The following is a 22826-nucleotide window of genomic DNA, read 5'->3' as shown; positions in this document are numbered from 1 at the left end:
ATTGTCGCCCGATGAAGTATTTCCCTCTCCTGCTCTGTGCCGCGACCCTCTGGATAGCGACGCCCTCGCTCCCGGCCAGGGATGATATCCGCCTGCCCCTGAAACCCTCGGCCCCATATGCCTGGTGGACGCCGGGCGAGCCGATCGTCTTCAAACCCGGTGGCTTTCTGCCCAAGGATCTCGCGAGCCTGCAAGGCAATGTCTATGGCGTCGACGGCCTTCCCGTCGCCCAGGTCGAGGTCTCCAAGGACGACTTCCAAACGAACGGCTGGGTCTGGAAGGACGCCGAACCGGGTTTTTACGACATCGAGTTCTTTGTCACCTTTGCCGATGGGTCCAAGGCGCAGGTTACTGACAGCTTCACGCGCCGCGCGCCGAATGGAAAAGAGGCTCGCTTCGAGCGAAAGAAATACAGCGTGGCCGTCGTGGCCAGGCCGGAACCCGGCGCAGCCCGGGTCGGTCAATTCGGCTGGCAGTACCATCTGAACGAGCGGGAGATCCCGCTGGCTCAACTCGTCGGCTATGAGTTCACCATGATCCACTCGATCCCGTGGGGGGCAAACTTTACCAACCTGGCCGACGCCATCCAGCCCGCCAGGGACGAGTATCGGTGGGACAAGCTCGACAGCTCCGTCAAGGCGCTGGCCGATGCCGGTTTCGAAATCGGCGGCCAGTTTTGCTACACTCCCACCTGGGCCTCGCCTTACCCCGAGAAGGAGGACAAGATCAACATCTGCGTCCGGGAATCCGCCGCCTACGCGCCCAAAGACATGAGCGACTTCACGAACTTCGTGGAAAAGACAGTCGAGCGCTACAAGGATCACATCCGCATCTGGGAGATCTGGAACGAGCCGAACCTGCCAGGTTCCAGCTGCTTCTGGAACGACACACCAGCCAACTTTGTACGCCTCCAGCGTGCCGGATACGAAACCATCAAGCGCCTCCAGCCCGAGGCGGAGGTATGGAATGGCGGCCTCGGCATGCGCGTATCCTACGTTTCGTTCTATGACAAGATCCTCAAGGGCGGCGTGGCTCCTTACTATGACAAGCTCTCCCTGCACGCCATCTCCACGGATGTCGGACAGTTCCGCGAGGTGGAGCGTCGATATGATGCCCCGGAGAAGGCTCCGGTCGTCTCCGAGTGGCACGCGATCCTGATCGGCAGCGGCGTTCTCTCCGGTCCGCCCGCGTCGGAAAGCGCGCTGTCGCTACGCATGATGAAGGATCTCCTGAACCAGATCAAACAGGGTGTGGTCCGCACCGTCATCTTTGAAATGACCAACCAGGTCGAAAAGGAGGTCGTCGGCTTTGCCGCAGCCAACAAATGGTTCACTCACAGCGCCGGCCTCTTCCGTCAAAGCCCGCGCATCGAGCCGCGCCATGCTGCCGTGGTAAAGGCGGTCTTTCTCACCCTCACCGGGAAAAAGGCCACCTTCGAAAAGGAAATCTCCCTCGGTGACAACGGCACGGGCATCCTGCTCAAGACCAATCACGGCGACATGCTCGTGGTCTGGACTGAGCAGGGGGAACTCTCCGCGAAGGACCTGAAGGCGTTTCAGTCGCCCTCATCCAAACTGCACGACTGGGAGGGCCGCGAGGTCGCGCTCAATGCCGCGACGGAACTCAAGCCGGGCATCCTGTATTACCTCTCCTCCCCGGATGCCGCCGCCCTGGCCAAGGCCGCCCCTTCGGACCGCTTGCAGCCCATAAATCGCCAGAAGCGGTCATCTGCCGCGTCCCCATCGGCGACGTATGCCAAGGCGGGCCTGCCTGCCGAGCTGCCTGCCTCCGATCCGCTCTGGATCACGAAGGACTGGAACTGGGTTCCCTACCAGGACAAGGAGCCCAGGATCTCCGCACGCGCAGCCGTCGGTGCCACGGAAAGCGGCGTCGATATCCTCATCGCGGTCAAGGACGCAACCCACGAGCAGAAGGAAACCAGTGGCTGGTGGAACGGCGACAGCGTGCAGGTCGGCATCGATTGCGAAGGCAATGGCATGTTCGGATCGAACACCGAGGTCGTCTGTGCCCTGACCCCGGCCGGTGTCGTCTTCCGCAAGATCTCCAATGCCAACGTGGAAGCCGATCTCCCGGCCCGGCGTTCCGCCGTGGGTGACACGGTGGAGTTTGGCAAATGTGAGATCAAGCATGAGGGAGATGTGACGACCTACCGCATTCATCTCGACTGGTCCGAGCTCAATCCGATGGCCTACAATCCCGGCACTCCGCTGAAGATCTCGCTGCTGGTGAATAACAACGACGGCTCGGGCCGCGCAGGATACCTGGAGTGGGGTTCCGGTCTCGGGGCCGGTGAGAAGGACCCGTCGCTCTTTGGCACCCTCAAGCCCACTCCCTGAGTCGCGCTCCATGAAGACAACCAAAAAGGGCAAGGCGATCGCGCCGGTGGTGGATATCTTTCCGCAACTGGCCGTCGGTTTCCATGACCAGGAGCGCGTCGCCGAGGAGCTGCGGCTGCTGAAGAGCTTCGGGTTTGACCGGGTGTACTTCGTCCTTTGCAATCCCGGCTACCCGACGTTTTCCAATCCCATCCTGAGCATTCAGCCGCCCGACGTGCCGGGGTTTGAAAACTATTCCTTCAAGTCACTCGTCGCGCTGGGAGACCCCAACTTTGCCTATGTGCATGAGTGCCACAAGCTCGGCATGGAGGCATTTGCCATCATCAAGCCGTACGAAGGCGGCGGAGGGTCCACCGTGCCGCACGGGGCAAAGGTCGTCTACGACATGCCTCGCTGCGAGACGATCGGCGGCGAGCGCATCGGGTTCGATGCCCTTCTCAGCCGGCATCCCGGCCTCGCCGTACAGCGCAAACCCGATCCGGCCGCCGCTGCGCAGGCGACAAAGCCCGTCCATACGATCACAGTCCGATTTTGCCTCGAGGCAGTGGCCGATCTGGAGGGGCCCTTCATCGGGTGCGACACGTCACCGTGTAACCTCCGCCTGCTGACCAGCGCAGACAACGGCACCTACCGACCTTATGAGGGCCCGCTGACTGTCGCGGAGGAAATCCGCGAGGAGATCGTTCGCGATTCCAACGGGTTTCCCTTGCAGGAACGCCCGGCCCGATGCCGTGTCTTCACGCTCTCGGGTCTGAATATCCCGCCCTCCATCCGCTATTTCGCCGTGCTGGTAAACTCGGCAAACCGCCTCCACACTCTCCCTCAATCCATGATCACTCTGGAGGGGCCGGACGGTCCACTCCCCGCCACCGTGACCTCCTACATTCGAAGGGGCGGCAATACGGTGGAAAACCTCAAGCCCGCCGCCGAGCGCACATGGGGCATGGAGCAAATCGCCCGCCCCATCGATGATCCGGCTGCGGCGGAGGCGGAACTGCGGGAATGGGGCTTTGAATTCGAGTGGTACGGCTCGGGCTTTCGCGGCTCGGGTTGGAAATCAGCAGGTGCCTACGGCATCGCTCGCGGCCACCTCGCGACGATGAAGGGCACGCCCTGCGAGGCTTATCCCGAGGTGCGGGCCTACTGGCTCGACTGGGTGAAAACCTGCATCGAGATGGGTTTTGATGGCGTGGACATCCGGCTGCAGAACCACTCCGGCATGGTGAGCGATTATGTGAACTACGGGTTCAATGCCCCGCTCGTTCAGGCGTACAAGGCCAGGCATGGCGTGGACATTCTCACCGAGCCTCATGATCCGCTGAAGCTCATGGCATTACGCGGAGAGTTCTTCGTCGGTTTTGTCCAGGAAGCAGCCCGCGAACTGCACCGTGCCGGTCGGAAGCTGCAGATTCACCTGCGCCACTGCCACGCACGACCTCGGCTCAGCGCGGACATCAATGAACTCGGCTTTTGGGCGATGCCCAAGATCTGGTTCCAGGACTGGAAAGCTCTCGTCGACCTGGCTGATGAGGTGACGTTGAAAGACTATCACTTCAATGCCTACGATCCCGTCCTCGCCCGCGAAATCAAGGAGTACGCCACCGAGGCGGGCAAGCGGGTCTGGGCACATTGCTATGTCTCCCAAGGGCGCGAGCTCAATGACGAGTACCTCAACGCCGTGGATGCCGATCCCAACGTCTCGGGCATCCTCATCTACGAGGTCGCGCACTCCGAGACGAACGAGATCAACTACGGCTTGATCGAGCAATACCGCGAGGTCGGCCTGAATGAACCCGCCGCCCGCATCCTCCGGGATTTCCTGAACCACAGCGGCTATCCATAGTCCCCTCTCTCCCGCCAAACTCTCAATGAAAATCTGCTCTCTCGAAGGCGCATGGACGCTGTCGTCCTCTCCATCCGGCGTGACATGCCCTGCGGAAGTACCGGGCGACACACATAGCGCGCTGATCGCAGCCGGAAAGATCTCCGATCCCTACTGGGCCGAGGAAGAGCTGGCCGCGCAGTGGGTCGGGAGGGAGGACTGGACGTACGAGCGCACGTTTTCGCTGACTGCGGACTACCTCGCCGAGAAGTCGGTCTTTCTCCATGCCGAGAGCCTCGACACGGTGGCCGCCATCTTTGTCAACGGCCACAAGGTCAGCACGACTTGCAACGCATTCGTCCGGCAGCGCGTGGAGGTCAAACCCTTCCTGCGGATCGGGGAAAACCACATCCGTATCGTGCTGGCCTCGGCGGAGCGTGAGGCCGAGGAGCGGGCCAGGGCGTTGAAATATCCCGTCCCCTACACTCAGTTCCCCGTCCAGTCGCCGCACCGCAACCTCCTTCGCAAACCGCAGTGCCATGCCGGCTGGGACTGGGGTCCGTGTCTCATGGTCGCCGCCATCGGCGGCCCACTCTATCTCGGCGCCACCTCGCTGGGCCGCATCGAGTACGTCTGGACCGAGCAGACCCACCGCAAGGGACTGGTCGAGGTTTCCATTCACTGCGAGGTGACATCTCCCGAGGGTGGCGAAACCATGCTGGAAATCACCCTGGACGGCCAGCGAATCGCACGCCCGGTCACGCTGCGTCCCGGCCTCAATATTCTACAGGAAAAAGTCGTGATCCGTCGCCCCCGCCTCTGGTGGCCAAATGGTCACGGCGATCAGCCCCTGTACGATCTCCAGGTGAGCGTGGCGGGAGATTCCACTCGCAAGCGCATCGGCCTGCGCACCGTGGAGGTGGTGAATTCAGAGGATGCCGATGGCGTCTCACTCACCTTCGTAGTCAATGGACGGCCGATTTTCTGCAAGGGTGCCAACTGGATTCCCACGGATGCCTTGCCGCAGCGCATCACCCGCGAGGTGATGGACGATCTGCTCTCCAGCGCAGCCGCCGTGCACATGAACATGATCCGCGTCTGGGGCGGCGGGCAGTATGAGTCCGACTGTTTCTATGATCTCTGCGATGAAAAGGGCCTGCTCGTGTGGCAGGACTTCATGTTTTCCTGTGCACTCTATCCCGGCACGCCGGAGTTCCTCGCCGAGGTGGAGCCGGAGATCGTTCATCAGGTCAAGCGCCTCCGGCATCACGCCTCGCTCGCCCTTTGGTGCGGGAACAACGAAAACGTCGGCGCGTTGTCGTGGTTCGAGGAACCGAGGAAAAACCGCGATCGTTATCTGATCGACTACGACCGGCTGAATGAAGGCGTGGTGGGCCGCATTGTCCGCGAGCTCGACCCCCGGCGGGTCTATTGGCCCAGCAGCCCGTGCGGCGGGCCGGGGGATTACTCGGATTGCTGGCACTCCGACGGCCGGGGCGACATGCATTTCTGGAGCGTCTGGCACGAGGGCAAGCCCTTCGAGGAGTATCTGAACGTGCGCCCGCGCTTTTGCTCCGAGTTTGGCTACCAGTCCTTTCCTTCCCTGGATGTGGTCAAGACCTATGCTCCGCGGGACCAGTGGAATGTTACCGCTCCCGTCATGGAGCACCACCAGCGCAATCCGGGAGGCAATACCCGTATCACCGAAAACTTTGCCCGGTATTTTCGCATCCCCCAGGGATTTGAGAACTTTGTCTATCTCAGCCAGGTCCAGCAGGCCATCGCGATCCAGATCGCAGTGGAGCACTGGCGTCGGCTGCGACCGCTCTGCATGGGCGCGCTCTACTGGCAGTTGAACGACCTCTGGCCGGTTTGCTCCTGGTCCTCGCTGGAGTACGGCGGAAAGTGGAAGCTCCTGCACCACGCCGCCCGGCGGTTCTTCGATCCCGTCCTGGTTTCGATCCACCCTGGCAAAGACGGAGCAGTCGAGATCTGGGGAACGAATGACCTGCCCGACCCCGCCAGCGGCCGGGTGGAAATCAGCATTCGCGACTTCTCAGGTGCCGTCCGGAAAAAGTTCTCCTGGCGCGAAGCGATCCCGGCTGGGGCCGCCGCTTTGCTTCGCACCATCACGGCCTCTCAAATCCCGGACCGACCGGAGAAGCTCTTCCTCCAGGTGGAGGGAACTGTCGGCGGTCGTGTGGTTCGCAATACGTTTTTCTTTGCGACCTACAAGAAATGCGATCTGCCCCAGGCCGAGATTACCCGGAAGATCGAAGCCATCCCCGGCGGATTTGCCGTAACCCTGTCGACCAATCACCCGGCCTTCTGGGTCTCGCTGAATGCGGATGACATCCCCGGCGAGTTTGACGACAACGCCTTCACGCTTCTGCCCGGCTTGCCCCGGGTCATTCAGTTTACCCCCAAGCGCAACAAGCCCACCCTGGCAGCATTCCGCAAAGCTCTCACCATTCGTCATCTCCGGGAAACTTATGAATAAGTCCGCAAGCCATACTCCGGTGGAGATCGCCGCCTATTACTTTCCTAACTACCACGCCGACACCCGCAACGAGGCGCTGCACGGCCCGGGCTGGACGGAGTGGGAGCTTTTGAAAACCGCCCGCCCGCGCTTTGAGGGCCACACCCAGCCGCTGGTGCCTGCCTGGGGATACGAGGATGAGGCCGACCCTGCCGTGATGGGGCGAAAGATCGACGCCGCCGCAGACCACGCCATCGATGTCTTCCTTTTCGACTGGTATCACTATGAGGACGGGCCGTTTCTGGGACGTGCGCTCGACGAGGGTTTTCTCCAGGCGCCGAATCGCGACCGGCTGAAGTTTGCCCTCATGTGGGCCAACCACACCTGGGTGGACATTCATCCCGCCAAGGCGATGGCCGACATGCACCGCGACACCCCAGTGCTTTACCGGGGCGAGGTTTCCGCCAAAGGCTTCCGGGCGATCTGCGAGCAGGTCATCGAACGCTACTTTCAGCAGCCAAACTACTGGAAAATCGATGGCCGCCCCTACTTCTCCATCTATGAACTCAGCCGGTTCGTGGAGGGCCTCGGCAGTCTGGCGGCCGCCCGGCAGGCCCTGGAGGAATTTCGCACCCTCGCGCGCCGCGCCGGCTTTCCCGATCTCCATCTCAATGCCGTGCTCTGGGGCGAGACCATCCTCCCGGGCGAGAAGCAGGTGACCGAACCCGCCCAGGTCCTCGCCGAACTGGGCTTTGACAGCTTTTCCTCCTACGTCTGGATCCATCACGCGACGCTCGGCAAGTTCCCCGCCACGCCCTACGAGGACGTGGCCGCCCAATACCATGCGTACTGGGATCGCATCACATCGGAATTGACTCTTCCCTATCTTTCCAATGTGACGATGGGCTGGGACCCGAGTCCACGCACCGTGGCATCCGATGTCTTCCGCCCCATTGGCTACCCCTTCATGTCTGTGATCCGGGACAACACCCCGGAGCGATTTGGCGAGCAGGTGGCTCGCGCCCTCGACCGCGTGCGCCGCAGCCCAGGATGTCTGCCCGCCCTCACCATCAACGCATGGAACGAATGGACGGAAGGAAGCTATCTGGAACCCGACACGCGCCACGGCATGCGGTATCTGGAGGCGCTGCGCGATGCCTGTCGCACCAGCCTCGGAAAACAATGAAACCCGTGCGGGCAGATCGCGTGAACCTCCGAAATCCACATTCCTGACATGTCTCAGGTCATCGCTCCTGATCCTCAGGTCACCTGCCCGCAGACTGCCGTGCTCGAGCGCATTCCGCTCCTGCAAAAGGTAACCTTCAGCGTGGGCGTAAGCACGGAGAATGTCGCCGTAGGCTTCCTCACCGGCGCGCTCTGGATGCCGTATTTCAATATCGGCCTGGGGATCAGCCCGACACTGCTGGGGATCGTGCTCATGATTCTCCTGATCTGGAATGCCTTCATCGATCCCTTTGTGGGAAACATCTCAGACAACGCCCGCACCCGCTGGGGTCGCCGCAAGCCCTTCCTCATCGCCGGAGCCATCCTGACCGCCTGCGTGTATCCGCTGTTCTGGAACATGCCGGCTACTCTCGGCGAGTTTCCCAGGATCCTGTATCTCATCGGCGTGGGGATCGTGTTTTTCACCTGCTTCTCGCTATGGGCCATGCCGTACTACGCCCTCCAGCTGGAGCTGACTCCCAACTACGATGAACGCACCCGCCTCGCCAGCTGGATGACCTTCTTCGGCAAGGTCTCCGCCCTCCTTGGCAGCTGGCTCCTCGCCTTTCTCACCGGCAGCTGGTTTATCAACCCTGCGACGGGCAAGGGAGACATCGTCATCGGCATGAAGACCGCCTGCTGGATCATTGCGGGCCTCATTCTGGTCTGCGGCCTGCTTCCGGCCTTCTTCGTCAAGGAGCGTCATTTTGAGTCTGAGAACTCGCTCAAGCCTCGGGAGCCGCTCTGGCAAAGCATCAGGGAGTCCGCCAGTTGCAAGCCCTTGTGGTCCTTGATCGGCATCACCTTCCTCATGGTTTTCGGATCGGTCGCCGTCACCGGGCTGGGTCAATACGTCGGCATCTACTATCTTTTCCATGGCGATCTCGCCGCGGCGGCGGTCGTGAGCGGCTGGAAGGGCAGCGTCATCGTCGTCACAGGCATCCTGCTCATTCCTGCCTGGTCCTGGCTCGCGGTGAGATTCGATAAAAGGAACGTTCTCTTCTGCATGATCGGCTTCACCCTTGTCGGGCATGTGATGGGATACTTCTTCCTCGATCCCGCGAATCCCTATCTCACCCTTATCCCCGGCGTCTTCGAGTCCAGCGCCATCTCGGCGGTGTGGCTCCTCATTCCCTCCATGAAGGCGGACACGGCGGATTACGACGAGCTGCAGACCGGCCGGCGGCGGGAAGGTTCGCTGAACGCCTTCTTCTCCTGGTTCTTCAAGGCCTCGCTCAGTTGCGCGACCGGCGCAAGCGGCCTGCTCCTCGAGCTTTCCGGGTTTTCCGTGAAGCACGCGGAGCAGGTGGACGGAGTCATCTCCCGCATGATCGGGATTTATATCCTCTTTCCCGCGGTGCTCTGGGCTCTCGCCCTGCTGCTCACCTATTGGTATCCCCTCGATCGGGCAGGGATGGCCGAGATTCGCTCCCGGCTGGAGGCCCGGCGGGGCGTTGTTTAGTGAGGAAGACCGCATGTATTGCCTGCTTATGAAACCAGATTGCCCCAGCCCCCTTCTTCATGCGCGCGGATCGGCGGCGGATTCCAGACTTCATCCATCATCATGAAACGACTCATCCTCGAGATCTCTCTCAAGCCTTTTCACGACAGCTCTCCCGCCGCCATGGCGGATGTCATCCGCGGCATCCTCCGGCAGTGGGACCGGCTCATTCGCTCCGCGGAAAAAATCTCCTTCCTTCTCTGGACCGCCGAGGGCAGCGAGATCCTGGATTACAAGGGCCGAATGGACGACGAGATCCAATGGGCAAAATGGATCGGCATCGCGAATGACAGCCCTGCCCATTCCTGGGACCCCGGGCGCCGCACGCTCCACTCGAGCCGCTGGCTCTACCGGGAGGACGCGTCGGTCTGGACCTATGCGCGCCTGCGCGATCTCGTCGCGAGCTTGAAGACCATCGGGCAGGAAGTGACCGGCCTCCCCGTCACGGTCGGCACGATCTTTGATCCGGGTCCGGAGTTTGCCGAGTCTTCCTTCAAGTACGAACGCCATCCCGAGATCAACAAGGGCGACATCATGGGCGCGTGCCAGTGGGTGCACTGCGCCGCCACACTCCGGGGCGATGCCGGGTCGTATGCCGGATTTCCACAGGGCATTCCCGATGGCACCACCCTGGGAACCTTCCTCGGCCGGCAAAGCGACCACTTCTTCCGCGACCTGGGTATTGACTATCTATGGCTTTCCAATGGCTTCGGCTATTCGCTCGATTCCTGGAATGTCACGGGCGAGGTCTTTGACGGTGACCGCTTTGACCTTGCCAATGTCGAAGGCGTGAATGCTTCGATCCTCCGATTCTGGGAGGACTTCCGCCGCGAATGTCCCTCGGTCCCGATCGAAACCCGGGGCAGCAATTTGTCGACGGGCATGGACCTCGCCTCGGACGCCGCACCCGTCCGGGAGATCTTTCGCGGGGGTTACGGGGTGACGGCTCCGGTGAATTCCCCATGGGCGGCGCTGAATGGCGACTATGGCCTGGAGATCGTCGGCTGGCTCTCCCACATCGCGGAATTGCCCGAGGGCAGCGCCGTACCCTTCCGCTACTACATCCATGATCCCTGGTGGCTGAACAGCCCATGGCTCGACCGCTACGGTCGCGAACCCCACGATATCTATCTGCCGCTGGCTTGCAGCCGTCTCGAGGCCGACGGCACGCCGCGTCAGCCGGATTCCGTGGCTCTGCTGACCATCGACGATTCCTATGGCAGGATGCCCGACGAGGTGCCGGGCGAAATCACGCCGCATCTCCTGCGGGCGCTCGCGGACTTCCCCGACCAGCCGGGCCTCGTCACCTGGGTTTATCCATTTGATGAGTACCATGACTGGACGCTGGGCAACCCCACCCGCATCTCCGAGGTCTTTTTCGGCGACTGGTTCATTCGCGGCGCGGTGAACGCGGGATTCCCTCTCAACACCGTCGTCTCGACGCGCAACCTCGTCTCGTCAGGAACCTCTCCCTTTGCCGGCACCATCCTCGTCAGCCCGGCCCCGCCCGAGGATTCCGCCTGGGCGGATACTCTCGTGCAGCATGTGGAATCCGGTGGCCGGCTCCTGCTGTACGGTCCACTGGACCACCTCGACGCCCGCATCGCAAAGTGGCTCGATGCGCGACCCGCTCCCGCCATCGCAGGAGAAGTCCATTTCACCACCACGCTGCGCCCCGATGCGGGCGAACAGGTGCCGGGAAAAATGCTGGTGCGCGAGCTCACCTCCGGCGGAGGCGTCGGCGTGGCGCTGCCTGCGCGCGACGATGTCGAGGTGCTCGCCACCGTGGAGAGGGACGGCGAAACCCGGAGCTTTGCCCTGGCCCGCCGCCTGCCCGCAGGAGGCACCGTGGCCTGGGTGCGCGGAGCATTCTGCGCGGATGTGAAAGCCATTACGGCCCGCCTGCCGGAAGCCGACGATCCCGCCGAGTGGTTCCCGGCCGAACGTCTCATGCGCTGGATGCTTCAAGTCTTTGGCTACGAGATTACCTACGTGAAGCCTGCCGGAAAATTGATTGACCCGCTGCTGCTCGCTGCGCGGCGGGACAATGGCTGGTTCTTCTCCGGCTACTGGCCGTCGACCTCGGTGCGGCTCGGCTGGAGATTTCCCGAGGGCGTGCCCATCCCCGTGGGTTGCGACGTCCTCTTCACCGGCGATGGCTCCGGCCAGATGCATCTGCCAAAAGCCTGGCACAGGGAATGCCGCGTCTTCGTCACCCAGCCGGAGAGTGGAGAGGTCTCGTGCCGCGAGCAATACTCGGGGGAAATCGGAATCAGCCGCCGCCTCCTTGTCACCGGCCTGAAGGATGCCCGGGTGACCTTCCTCCCCCAGGTGGGCACCTCGCCCGCCTTTACCCTGAATGACGCCTACCTTGGCCTCGGCACCCCAGTGCCTTCGGAAAAATCCGGCCCCGGCATCGTCGCGCACCATGTCACCGGGGATCTCCTGATCTCCTGGTAAACACTCACTCTCCCTGCCCTATGGACGCACCTAAAAAAATCGATCGACTCAAGCCACTTTCCGCCCGCGCCGGCCTCCTCGCCATCGGCCACCACGTCTACTGGCCTCAATTCCCCGGCCTGCTCGACGAGATGACCCGCAAGCGGCTGCATGTGAAATCCCGCCTCGAGGCGCGCGGCCTGGAGGTGGCCGACTTTGGCATGCTCGACCACGCCCAGGCGGCCTACGATGCCGTCTCGCGGATCAAAGCCGCCGACATCGATGTCCTCTTCGTGGACATGGCCACCTACGGCACGTCGTCCACCTTTGGAATCCTCTGCCGGGAAATCCAGGCGCCGATGGTGCTCGTGGCGATCCAGCCGCTGGCGGCGATGGATTATCCCAATGGCACGACCTTCATGCAGCTTTGCAATGACGACTTCTGCTCGGTGCCGGAGTTCACCGGCGTCGCCATCCGCTTCGGTCGCCGACCGCCCCCGGTCATCCTGGGCCACGAAGACGGCGACCCGGTCGTGGATGCGGAGCTGGCTTCCTGGTGCGGCATCGCCAAGGTGCTCCGCTCGTTGCGCACGGCTCGCATCGGCCTGATGGGCCATGTCCTCGAGGCCATGCTCGACATGCACACCGACCCGACCGCGATCACCGCCGCCTTTGGTCCTCATGTCGTGATGGTCGAGCCGGGCGATGTGCATCGTCACTACCGCACCGCCGCGCCTGAGGCGGTCGAGGGCTGGAAATCGCGCATCCTTGAGTTTTTCGACACGCCCGACCCGGTAAGCGACCCTCTCACAGAAAAGCTCACCGAGGCCGACCTGGAAACCGCAGCGAAGGCCGCCGTGGCGCTGGAGGCCCTGATCGCGGACAAGCAGCTCGATGGCTTCGCGTATTATTACGAAGGCGAACCCGGTTCCGAGCTGCGTACGCTGGTCACGAACTTCATCGTGGGAAACTCCCTGCTCACCGGGGCAGGCTTCCCGATGTGCGGGGAGTTTGATCTGAAAACCTGCATCGCCATGATGATCATGGATCGCCTGGACATCGGCGGCAGCTTCGCCGAATTCCATCCCATCGACTTCAAGCTCGACAGCGTGCTGGTCGGACACGACGGCCCGCATCATATCAATATCGCCGCAAGCAAGCCGGTCATTCGCAGTCTGAAAAAATACCACGGCAAGCCGGGCGCAGGCGCAGGCGTGGAGTTTCAGATCAAGGAAGGCCCGATCACCATGCTCAGCATCGGCCAGACCGCCCGGGGAGGATTCAAGTTCGTGATCGCGGAGGGCGAGTCCATACGCCGCCCCATTCCGCCCACCGGCAACACCAATACGCACGGCGTCTTCAAGCCCGATGTGCGCACGTTCCTGAAGCGGTGGGTGGCCGAGGGTCCCACCCACCATTTTGCACTCGGCATCGGCCATCATGCCTCGGAGCTGGTGGAAATCGCCCGCATCCTCGGGGTGGAGCACGCCGTGGTCACATGACCATCCTGCGCGACATCGCCTACCGCTCGGGAGATGCGCATCAGCGACATCGCGGCGACTACTTTCCCGGCCCGCTCCAGACATCTCCGCTCTGGCTCTTGATCCATGGCGGCGGCTGGGACGCCATGAGCAAGGAGGCGCTGGACCCCGTGGCGCTCTTTCTCCAGGAGCGAGGCGCTGCGGTCTTTGGCATTAACTATCGCCTGCTCCAGCACGCCCCGTGGCCCGCGGCTCTCGAGGATTGCCTCACCGCAGCGGATTTCCTCCAGCGTGGAGAAATCTGCCCCGCACCGTCCCGCATCGGTATTGCCGGAGCCTCGGCTGGCGGCCATCTGGCCCTGATGGCTGGCCGTGCCATCGGCCGATCCCGGGTGGCGCACATTCTTTCCCTCGCCGGCCCTGTGGCCGTCGACGCCAAACGCGGGACCTCCCATGCCTTTCTGTTCAGCCCCTCCTTTCACCAGCGCTTCTTTGGTGCGGAATCCATCACTCCGGCTCATTTGGATTCCGCCTCCGCGCTCCGGCACGAGAACATCCCGCCAGACCTGACCTGCGTGCACAGCGTCAATGACAGGCTGGTCCCCCTCACCCATTCGCGCGACGCGGTCGCGGCCTGGCAGCGGGCCGGTGCGAGGGCCGCTCTACACGTCTTTGACGGTCCGGATGACGACCACGGCTTCTGGGCTGGCGGACAAGACGATACTCGTCGGATGTCGCAGACCTTTTCCCAGGCCCTGGCGGAAGCCTGCTCCGCGCTCAATTTTCCCAAATGAAGATCGAAGATTACATCGCCTCGCAGATCGGCACCACGCTCCGAAACCCCATGGGCATCCTGGAGCACCCCTTTATCGTCCCCGGGGGCATCTTTCACGATGAGCTTTGGGATTGGGATAGCTTCTGGATCGCAAAGGGACTCCTGCTCTGCCCGGCTTTCTTCAGTCACGAATCGCGCGCGACCTGGGCGGCGCATGCCGTGGGCAGTTGGCGAAATTTCTTCGAAAGCCAGGCGCCCAACGGCACCGTTTCGATCATGATAAAGTCCGACAATGTCGACTTCTTCTCCTGCCGCAACGATGACCAGCGAGAGAACAACCAGGCAAAGCCCGTCTTTGCCCAGTTCGCTCTCGATATCTCCGAGGCAACGGGAGACTACGACTGGGTCGCCCCGTATTTCGACAGTCTGCTCCTTTTCTACCAGCGCTGGGAGTCCCGCTATCAGTCCCCCTGCGGCCTTTTTGTATGGGGTTCCGATGTGGCCATCGGGGTGGATTGCGACCCGACCACCTACGGGCGCCCGGAGTTCTCCTCAGCGAATCTTCTTCTGAATTGCCTTTTCCACAAAGACCTCCTGGCTGCCGCAAAGCTCGCCAGGGAGCTCGGCCGCACGTCCGATGCCATCGCGCTGACGCAGCGTGCGCAGGATCTGGCTGCGGCGATCATTCGCGAATGCTGGGACGATCTCGACGGCTTCTTCTATACGGTCGATGTGCAATGCGCGGATCACCGCGATCACTATCTTCCCGGCATTCAGAAGGGGATGGACATGGGCTGGCGCTCGCTTCCGCTGAAAGTTCGCATGTTTACCGGCTTCCTGCCCCTGTGGAGCGGCGTTGCGACACCTGAGCAGGCTGCGATCCTGGTGAACTCTCATTTGCGCGACGAACGCTCCTTCTCCGCAAACTGGGGTATCCGGAGCCTCTCAAAAACCGAGCGCATGTACAGCCCCGGAACGAACAGCGCAAATCCCAGCAACTGGCTCGGCCCGATCTGGATCGTGGCCAATTACATGATCTACGAAGGGCTGCGAAACTACGGATATCATTCCGATGCCGCCACCCTCGCCCGCAAGACACGCGCCTTGCTGGAAAACGACCTGGCAGCCACCGGGACCCTTCACGAGTGCTATCACCCCGACTCGGCCCAGCCGAACTTCAACTCGGGCTTCATCAGTTGGAACGTCCTCGCTCTCCTGATGGAAACGGAAGACCAAACCTCCTGAACGCATGACTCCGCCGACTCCGGAAAACCGCCGCGCCGGAGCGGAGAAACCGATGTATTAAGCGAAATTCCGCGAAAACGCTTCACCCGAGCATGGTGATGACAATCCCAACGAGCAGGATGACGATCACGGGAAGTTTCTGGCGGACGTTTTTCTCGTTAAACAACAAAATCCCCCCGGCAAAGGCCACGTGCACTTCGCCGCGTTTGACGTAGATGGATAGGTTTCCTCATCCAGGCATGGGCGTGACTCATAGGGGAGAAACTTTTCAATCCTTCGATACAGCCCCTCCAGGCGTTTTCGCCGCGCCTGGTCGGGGCGACTCCGTATTGGAGAGTGATACATCGTTGACGGAAGCCCGGAAAGGCACCGCGGGGAGTCCGGCCTTGCTCGCGAGATTGGCATCGGGGTTGTCGGCCCAGGCGTAAAGCACCCGGGCAGGATCAGGTACTTGCGGACTGGATACCTCCACCGTGTTTCCATCCACGATGCGGGCTTCGGCCCAGGCATAGCTCCCGTCTGCTCCGGCAATGGCAAAGCCGGTCAGCGGGCGGCCATCACGGGAGACCAGACCGTCGTCAGCCGAGGAGAAGGAAATACGCATCCTGCCATCCGCGACCGAGCAGGTGGCGAAAACCGGTCCGCTGGCTGCGACATCCTTGCGGCCATAGACACCGGCAAGCGCCGCCACGGAGAGGCGGCGGCCCACCTCCTGCTTGTTCTTTGGATGAATCTGCTGGGCGTCGCCGAGGTCCAGCGCGACAGCCATGGCGGTCCCCGGCAGCGCCAGCGCGGAAGCCTGGGCATCGCGAAGCTCGGCCCAGCCGGAGTTCGGCGTCGGCTGGGCCGACTGCTTCATGAACCCGGCGAGCTGGACAAAAAGAAAGGGCAGATCCGGCTGGCGCCACAGCTCCCTCCAGCCGCGGATGATCGCGGGGAAAAGGAGCCGGTATTCGCCCGGCCGGCCGACATTGGCCTCGCCCTGGTACCAGATGATGCCGCGTACCTGATACGGAATCTGCGGGGCGACCATCCCGTTGAAGAGATTGCCGAGCAGGCCGAGATTCTCCGCCGGGGTGGGTCCCTCGGACTCCGATTTGCGCAAGGCCGGGCCGGGGACGGGCAGCTCCCGTCCGGCATCCGCCGGGTCTGCAAAGCTGCAAACCTCCGCCGGCCGGTCATTGAGAGAGTATCCTCTCACGCAAAAGGCGAGGGTGTTTGCTCCCACCCGGAGCACGCCGGGATCGATGCGGTACTCGAGCATGTCGATAGCGTTGTTGTTTACGGGATACAGCCGCCGCCCATTCATGGCGATGGTTCCGAGTCCGGCGACCTTGGTTATGCGCAGCACCGACGGCTGGCGGGTCCAGGCCTCGGCGGCGTCAAAGTGATAGCGGAACCACGTGGCTGTGCGGTCGCGAGGATTGGTCGTCAGGGTGGAAACCCGCTCCCACGTGCTGTCGTCAGTATCCGGTGACTCCATGGTGAGAACGTACTCGGCCTTGGCCTTCTTGCGGCGGTCCCACTCCTCCTCGGTCACGTCCTTCCCGTAGCCGATGCCGCGCTCATCCAGCAGATGGCGCAGGGGCGGGATGTCCTTGATCGCATCGGGCGGAGTGAGCGTCTCGGCCGCGATGCCGCCGGCGGAGGCATGGATGATGCCGACGGGAACCTCGAGCGCCCGCGCCAGCTCCCTCGCAAAATAGTAGCCGGTGGCGGAAAATGCGCCAACGGATGCGGGAGTCGCGGGAACCCACGAACCCATGCGGTCGGTCGTCTCGCGAGGCTGGGCGAAGGGTGCGCGCTGGATCACGCAAAACTCGCGGATGGCGGGATTGCCCGCCGCAGCCATTTCGGCGGCAGCGTCACGGGTTTCGCGCACCGGCATGGTCATGTTGGACTGGCCGGCGGCGAACCAGACCTCGCCCACCAGCACGTTTTGGAGCGCGACGCTCGACGCGCCGGAGGAAACCCGGAATGGCACCGGCGTCGCCGAGGCGCTCATCGGCTCGAGCATCACCTGCCAGCGCCCGTCCGCTCCCGTCACGGCCGAGCGGGTCTGCCCGTTTATATCGGCGGTGACAGTGTCTCCGGGGGTGGCTCGGCCCCAGATGGACACCGGCTTGTCGCGCTGAAGGATGGCGTTGTCCGTAAAGATGCCTGCCAGCTTCAGCTCGGCGGCAGGGAGAGCGGCGGGCAGCAAGACGACGGCGGCAAGACAGGGGAACAACCTCTTCATGGCATGGGAATTTTGATGGGACTTTTCCGGGGAGGAGAAAACCTCGCTCAGGGCAGAAAATCGCGCATACCCGGCTTGAGGATCACGGTGAAGGCATTCTCCGCCTTCCCGGCGTTCTTCAACCGGGGGCTCAGTTGCTCGATCTCGACAAATGGGTGGACCTTGCCCCCCACGTAAACCTGAGTGTCAAAACCAGCATCCGGAGAGTCCAGGACGCGCCCCAGCGTCTCCCCGCGCTCCATCACGAGCGAATATCTTCCGATCACGGCGCGGAGCGGCTGCGGCGGGAAGCCGAACTTTGCGCGGCCCTCCCGCGAGCGAATCTGGACCGCGCCATCCGCCCGCATGGCGATCTCCGGGCTGCCAGCCGGTGACTCGCGCCGATTCCTCCCATCCACGGAGATACGGATAAATCCACCCCCGGAGGCTCCGCCCGGCCGGGCCGTCACCATGGCCTGGGGAGGCAGTTGTACGATTTGTATTACCTGATAACTCCCCTTCCCGCCCGACCATGCCACCTGGCAATGCAGGGCCCTGTCTTTCCAGAAATAGGACCGCGAAAGCACGGGCAGATTCGCCACGCGCGGGAGCACCATGGTGAGCGTATCCCCTGAGGAGGAAACCGAGGCGCTCCCGGCGGACTCCCACCCACCCGGCGGCGGCCAGACCTCCCTGCCACCGTACCACTCCGCCTGCGGTCCCAGCCAGGCGATGTGCCCCCCACGAGGCCGGAGCGGCGCGGGAGCAGGCGGGGCGTAGAGCAAATTGACTCTTCCCTCTGCCGGGCCGAGGTATATCAGGCGGGCGCGGGATTCCGAGACGACGGCGAGCCAGCCTCCCGAGCGCGACTGCCAGGCGGGCGTGTTTTGCCATTTCGTCGGCGACCAGGCATCGGCCGCGAATCCCGGCAAGGCGCCGAGGGCCAGCGCGAGCAGGAGGGCGAGGTACTGGATCATGGGATCTCCCGCCGGAAGGGCCAGGCGGGCAGCCCGGCGGCGTTGACAAGATTCACCGATGGATTATCGGCCCAGGCGTAACGCAGGCCGCGCACGCGATTCCCGGCCGGCACGGCAAAAACCACGCTGTCGCCTGCGATCACTCCATCCAGCGGAACGATTTCGCCGCTCTCCAGCTCTGCGTAGAATTCCGCCGGAGTCCGTCCGTCCGTCGTATGCAAGCCCTCGGCGTGCCGGAAGCGAACAGCCAGGCGACCGGAATCCAGCGCGACCTCCTCCGCCTCGGGTCCGCTCGCGCAGAGATCCGCGCGACGGTGTATGCCTTGCAAGGCGCAGTCCGCCAGGCGACGGCCGACAGGGAGCTTGTTCTTCGGGTGAATGTCTGCGGCGTCGCCGAGGTCGATGGCCGAAACGGCGGCGGTATGCGGGAGGGCGAGCGCGGCCATCTGCGCCGCCCGCAATTCCGCCCAGGCACTTCCCGCCGCGCTCCGACGCGGCACCCCGAAGGCGGCGAGCTGAACGAAGAAAAACGGAAAATCGCGTCCTCCGCGGAAGCGCCAATACTCAATCATCGCCGGGAAAAGGAGCCGGTACCGCGCTGCGTTGCCGAGGTTGTTTTCGCCCTGGTACCACAGCACGCCGCAAAACGGGAGCGGGAGAAGCGGCTCCACCATCGCGTGAAAGATGCCCGCGGGAGTCTCCTGGGCATTTCCCACGGTGGGCGGCTTTTCCTCGATGCCCTGCTCGATGGCGATCCGCCACGTCCCGGCAAGCGGGACGGCCGCCCCGGGATCATCCGCCGGGCCGACGCAGAGCATCTCTTCGGGGCTCAGAAATCCCCCGCTCAGGTATTCATCAAAAACGCGGACGCAGAGAGTAGTCGAGCCCGCACGCACGAGCTGGCCGGGAACGGTGTAGACCCGCGAGTGCTTGTAGTAGTCTGGAGTATCCGTGCCGGTCGTGCCGACCAGCACGCCATTCCAATACGTGTGATCGAGATCGTCGATGACGCCGAGACGCAGGCAGAGGTCACGTCCCACCCACTCCTCGGGAATCTCAATGCTCCGCCGATACCACACCGCGCCATCGAAATCCCCGGTGACTTCGTCAAAGACGCCCGGCACCGGGCAGGCCGCCCACATCGAGTCGTCAAACTCCGGCGACGCCCAGCCGCGATCGCGCCCAGCCGTGCTGGTGAAGGCTTCCTGGCGATGACTGTTCCAGGCTTCCATGGCGTCCCGGGTTTCCCCGAGGGCAGCCTTCCGGCACCGCTCCGCGTGGGCCTCCAGGGACGGAATCTCGCCGATCGCCTCGATCGGCATCCAGGCTTCGATGGGCGAGCCGCCCCAGGCGAGCTGGATAAGCCCCACCGGCACACCGGTTTCCCGCAGCAGATGTTCCCCAAAGGCGTAGGCGATCGCCGACCACGCTGCCGACTCCTCTCCGCCGCCGACACTCCACGCGCCCGCGATGTCCTCGCCAGGACCCGACGCGACCCTCTTCTCGGCCAGAAAACACCGCAACCGCGACACATCCTCGGTGATTCCCGGTCCGGGCACAGCACGCGAGAGGGGAAACTCCATGTTGGACTGCCCGGCACAAATCCAGACATCGCCGGACCAGACATCGCGCAAATGAATCGAGCCGCTCCCGCGCACCTCCAGGTCGTGCGCCCCGGCGGGGGCGATCTCTGGGATCTCGACGATCCACCTCCCTAGCGCATCACTCGCGGCTTCTCCCGCTGGCTCGCCATCGACAAACACGGCGACGCGACCGTGTGGCGGTCCCCATCCCCAAAGGCGATGAGGTCCTCCTCGCTGCAAAATCATATGGTCGCCGAATATCCCGGCGCATCGGAAGTCCTGCGGCACAAGCTCCTGCATCTCTCTGTATAAGGGAAGAAAAGGCTCCGGACCAGCCTCCCGGGACCAGTCGCCCCCCGGAAGCCTGACGGCTACTTGGATTTCTCAAACCCGATCGACTTGAACTCAAGCTCCCAGGTGGCGGGCATCTTTCCCCAGGTGAAAAGCTGAAGAGCCTCCACGGTGGTAAACGGCAGCGTGCCCTGCGACTTGAACGGCTGCTTCACCGGCGTGAGGGCCTTCACAGTGGTGAACTCATCCTGCGAGATGCCGGAAATATCGAACTCATACATCGCCCAGGTCTGCCAGCCTGTAGCCACAAACTGGACTCGCACCACCTGGCCCTCGCCCTGCGCGCGGCCTTTGATCGTAAGGGTAAAGTAATCGTCCTGCCCGACACTCTCCAGGGAGACGCCAGTGACATCCTTGATCTGCATGTTCATCGACCAGGGATCGGGCTCCTTGACGACGAGAGCCTCCGCAGTTTCCGTCATTTCGCTCTTGGAAGCGCCCGGACCCATGAGGACGGCCTTGCCGGCGAGAGAGGAGGACGATCCAAAAGTGACCAGGGTATCCTCGGCGAAGCCGGTGGTTCCCAAGGCAACGAACGCGAAAAGAGAACCCGCAAAAATACGGAGGGGGGAACAATGCCTGTTGAACATGCGGGTGATTTTCCCAATCATCACACCCGGTACAAGCGCCGCATCTCGCATATTGATGCAAAAGAATACCTGGGTCCTCCCCCATAACGCCATGCCTCCAGACTCCCCCCGCCCCGTCGTTTGCCACCGCGATCCGCATCAAAATGCGTTGAATAGAGTTTGCTCGTCACGAGTGTCGCGCACCAGAGTCACCCGCATGATAGCCAGGAATTTATTATTCCTCTGTGTCGGCGCGATCGCATGCAGCGCGCCTGCGGTCTTCGGAGAGAACATCGAGATTTTTTCCCGCCAGAATGATTTCCTTCCAGGGTGGCGCGTCAGCGGATTTGGAGGCATCACTGCCAGAGTCGAGGATGCCGAGGGCGGAATGGTGATCACGACCACGGTCGCACCCGACGCGGCGGATTATTCCGGGATAACCCTCCGCTATGGCGGTGCCAACAGCAGCAGCGGTGGCGATGCCATAGCGCTGACCGGCGAAATGAAAAACGCCAACGTCAGCATTGAGCTGAACACCCCGAAACCTCCAGAGGGGACCCCGGCGCCAACCGCCGCCGCAAGGCTTCAGATCAGCATGCTGGTCCGCCTGGCCGCGGGAGGGAGCAGAACGCTCCAGATCGCGGGCGAGGAACTCATCGGCCTGACTCATGCAACCCTCGACGCCGACACCGCGACGTGGGAGACCGTGCGGGTACCCATGCAAAGTTTCCTCAAGCGCCTGGAACCCTCCGACGAAGCCGAGTATATCGAAGGCATCTTCGTGCAGTTTGCCCCCAAGCCAAACCAGCCATTTGAAGTCGGGAATGTCACGATCTCGGACGCCCCGGCCCAGTGAGCCCTCAAAGCCTCCTCATCGACACCGACCCTGGCCAGGATATCGACGATCTCCTGGCCGTGCTCTTCGCTCTGCAGCGTGATGAGATCGCGGTCCGCGCCATCACCACGGTCACGTATCCCTCGGCAGCGAGGGCTCGCCTGGTCAAGCGGCTGCTTCGCTGGCTCAACCTCGGGCACATCCCGGTGGCGGCCGGCCTTGAGTACCCGACCCGGTCCATGAGCCCGGCGGAAACCGCCCGCCTGGAAGATCCCGCCGTCTCGATAAATCACGCGTGCTTCGCGGAACCCTGGGACCCGCGCGACGAGGTCGAGGATCACGATGCCGCGGGGCTGATCATCCGGATGGCCGAGGCTCACCCGGGCGAGCTGATGATCGCCTCCCTCGCTCCCTTGACCAATATCGCCAGCGCCCTGCAGCGCCGCCCCGGGATCGCGAAAAAAATCCGCTCCCTTGCGCTGATGGGCGGGGAAACCGCCCTCAACCGCCGCGAACACAACATGGCGTTTGACCCCGTGGCGGCCGATATCGTGCTGTCCTCCGGCATCCCGATCGCCATGGGGACATGGGACATCACGCGGCGCTTCGTTCTCACGGCGGAAGATTGCGACCGTTTCCGCCAGTCCGCGTCGCCCCTGCACCAGGCGCTCGGCCGCGCCATCGACGCATGGCACCCGGTGCAAAACTGGAAGCCCGGCCCCGTGATGTATGACCTTTTCCCGATCCTATGGGCGTTCCGCCGCGATCTCTACCAGACGGAGACCCTGCCGGTGCGGATCGAAACACGCGGCGAGTTCACCGCCGGGATGACCATCGTGCATCCCTCAGGGCCGAAGATCGAAGTGACCACCGGTATCCGGCAGGAAGAGGTGCGGCAGCTCTACCTGGATACCGTCTTCGGGGCCGCCCCTGCCGCCTGAAGCGCACCGGTCTCCACATCTTCCCACTC

At 63.0% G+C, this 22826-nt stretch carries 15 protein-coding genes; 11 read left to right on the top strand and 4 right to left on the bottom strand.

The annotated features are described in order from the left end of the window. Positions 1-11: 11 nt before the first annotated feature. The 9 genes from TSACC_RS04145 to TSACC_RS04105 all read left to right on the top strand — a co-directional run bounded on the left by TSACC_RS04145 (position 12) and on the right by TSACC_RS04105 (position 15323). Positions 12-2357, top strand: a complete 2346-nt coding sequence (locus TSACC_RS04145) for a beta-galactosidase (RefSeq protein WP_075078127.1) — start codon at positions 12-14, stop codon at positions 2355-2357. A 10-nt stretch (positions 2358-2367) separates the two neighbouring features. After that, a complete protein-coding gene (locus TSACC_RS04140) occupies positions 2368-4200 on the top strand; it encodes a hypothetical protein (RefSeq protein ID WP_075078126.1) in 1833 nt (610 codons plus the stop codon). 25 nt (positions 4201-4225) lie between these two features. After that, the gene (locus TSACC_RS04135; protein ID WP_075078125.1) at positions 4226-6679 is read left to right on the top strand and encodes a beta-mannosidase; all 2454 of its coding nucleotides are present in this window, start codon (positions 4226-4228) and stop codon (positions 6677-6679) included. Then, positions 6672-7844, top strand: coding sequence for a glycosyltransferase WbsX family protein (locus TSACC_RS04130; RefSeq protein ID WP_075078124.1), 1173 nt, complete (start codon positions 6672-6674; stop codon positions 7842-7844). Before TSACC_RS04135 ends, TSACC_RS04130 begins: the two co-directional genes overlap by 8 nt. A 48-nt stretch (positions 7845-7892) precedes the next feature. After that, positions 7893-9344, top strand: a complete 1452-nt coding sequence (locus TSACC_RS04125) for an MFS transporter (protein ID WP_075078123.1) — start codon at positions 7893-7895, stop codon at positions 9342-9344. Between the two features lie 102 nt (positions 9345-9446). Then, on the top strand, positions 9447-11843 hold the full coding sequence (locus TSACC_RS04120) for a hypothetical protein (protein WP_075078122.1): 2397 nt from the start codon (positions 9447-9449) through the stop codon (positions 11841-11843). Between the two features lie 20 nt (positions 11844-11863). Continuing rightward, the gene (locus TSACC_RS04115) at positions 11864-13324 is read left to right on the top strand and encodes an L-fucose/L-arabinose isomerase family protein (protein ID WP_075078121.1); all 1461 of its coding nucleotides are present in this window, start codon (positions 11864-11866) and stop codon (positions 13322-13324) included. After that, positions 13321-14097 carry an alpha/beta hydrolase gene (locus tag TSACC_RS04110; protein WP_075078120.1) on the top strand — a complete coding sequence of 259 codons (777 nt, stop codon included), beginning with the start codon at positions 13321-13323 and terminating at the stop codon, positions 14095-14097. Before TSACC_RS04115 ends, TSACC_RS04110 begins: the two co-directional genes overlap by 4 nt. Beyond that, complete coding sequence (locus TSACC_RS04105; RefSeq protein ID WP_075078119.1) at positions 14094-15323, top strand: MGH1-like glycoside hydrolase domain-containing protein; 1230 nt, start codon at positions 14094-14096, stop codon at positions 15321-15323. The genes TSACC_RS04110 and TSACC_RS04105 overlap by 4 nt, the downstream gene beginning before the upstream one ends. Before the next feature lie 268 nt (positions 15324-15591). Here the strand turns inward: TSACC_RS04105 and TSACC_RS04100 are convergent, their stop codons facing one another. From TSACC_RS04100 to TSACC_RS04085, 4 genes are all read right to left on the bottom strand, one after another. Continuing rightward, complete coding sequence (locus tag TSACC_RS04100) at positions 15592-17562, bottom strand: sialate O-acetylesterase (RefSeq protein ID WP_075078118.1); 1971 nt, start codon at positions 17560-17562, stop codon at positions 15592-15594. Positions 17563-17609: 47 nt separating this feature from the next. Next, entirely contained in the window at positions 17610-18518 is a 909-nt protein-coding gene (locus TSACC_RS04095; RefSeq protein WP_075078117.1) for a hypothetical protein, read from the bottom strand. Beyond that, complete coding sequence (locus TSACC_RS04090) at positions 18515-20347, bottom strand: sialate O-acetylesterase (protein ID WP_169809528.1); 1833 nt, start codon at positions 20345-20347, stop codon at positions 18515-18517. The genes TSACC_RS04095 and TSACC_RS04090 overlap by 4 nt, the downstream gene beginning before the upstream one ends. Positions 20348-20472: 125 nt before the next feature. Next, positions 20473-21042, bottom strand: a complete 570-nt coding sequence (locus TSACC_RS04085; RefSeq protein ID WP_075078115.1) for a hypothetical protein — start codon at positions 21040-21042, stop codon at positions 20473-20475. A gap of 172 nt (positions 21043-21214) precedes the next feature. Here TSACC_RS04085 and TSACC_RS04080 point away from each other — a divergent pair, with 172 nt between their 5' ends. Continuing rightward, positions 21215-21877, top strand: coding sequence for a hypothetical protein (locus TSACC_RS04080; RefSeq protein ID WP_075078114.1), 663 nt, complete (start codon positions 21215-21217; stop codon positions 21875-21877). Next, positions 21874-22797 carry a nucleoside hydrolase gene (locus TSACC_RS04075; RefSeq protein WP_075078113.1) on the top strand — a complete coding sequence of 308 codons (924 nt, stop codon included), beginning with the start codon at positions 21874-21876 and terminating at the stop codon, positions 22795-22797. Before TSACC_RS04080 ends, TSACC_RS04075 begins: the two co-directional genes overlap by 4 nt. The last annotated feature ends 29 nt before the right edge of the window (positions 22798-22826 follow it).

The organism is Terrimicrobium sacchariphilum, assembly GCF_001613545.1.
Lineage (GTDB): Bacteria > Verrucomicrobiota > Verrucomicrobiia > Chthoniobacterales > Terrimicrobiaceae > Terrimicrobium > Terrimicrobium sacchariphilum.
Note: the sequence above shows the minus strand (reverse complement) of the source record. Positions and strands in the feature narration are given on the sequence as shown.

Coding starts and splice junctions, on each gene's coding strand:
- TSACC_RS04090 (WP_169809528.1), bottom strand. CDS start 20,347: ATGATTTTGCAGCGAGGAGGACCTCATCGCCTTTGGGGATGGGGACCG.
- TSACC_RS04115 (WP_075078121.1), top strand. CDS start 11,864: ATGGACGCACCTAAAAAAATCGATCGACTCAAGCCACTTTCCGCCCGC.
- TSACC_RS04105 (WP_075078119.1), top strand. CDS start 14,094: ATGAAGATCGAAGATTACATCGCCTCGCAGATCGGCACCACGCTCCGA.
- TSACC_RS04085 (WP_075078115.1), bottom strand. CDS start 21,042: ATGTTCAACAGGCATTGTTCCCCCCTCCGTATTTTTGCGGGTTCTCTT.
- TSACC_RS04140 (WP_075078126.1), top strand. CDS start 2,368: ATGAAGACAACCAAAAAGGGCAAGGCGATCGCGCCGGTGGTGGATATC.
- TSACC_RS04145 (WP_075078127.1), top strand. CDS start 12: ATGAAGTATTTCCCTCTCCTGCTCTGTGCCGCGACCCTCTGGATAGCG.
- TSACC_RS04120 (WP_075078122.1), top strand. CDS start 9,447: ATGAAACGACTCATCCTCGAGATCTCTCTCAAGCCTTTTCACGACAGC.
- TSACC_RS04135 (WP_075078125.1), top strand. CDS start 4,226: ATGAAAATCTGCTCTCTCGAAGGCGCATGGACGCTGTCGTCCTCTCCA.
- TSACC_RS04125 (WP_075078123.1), top strand. CDS start 7,893: ATGTCTCAGGTCATCGCTCCTGATCCTCAGGTCACCTGCCCGCAGACT.
- TSACC_RS04095 (WP_075078117.1), bottom strand. CDS start 18,518: ATGATCCAGTACCTCGCCCTCCTGCTCGCGCTGGCCCTCGGCGCCTTG.
- TSACC_RS04110 (WP_075078120.1), top strand. CDS start 13,321: ATGACCATCCTGCGCGACATCGCCTACCGCTCGGGAGATGCGCATCAG.
- TSACC_RS04130 (WP_075078124.1), top strand. CDS start 6,672: ATGAATAAGTCCGCAAGCCATACTCCGGTGGAGATCGCCGCCTATTAC.
- TSACC_RS04100 (WP_075078118.1), bottom strand. CDS start 17,562: ATGAAGAGGTTGTTCCCCTGTCTTGCCGCCGTCGTCTTGCTGCCCGCC.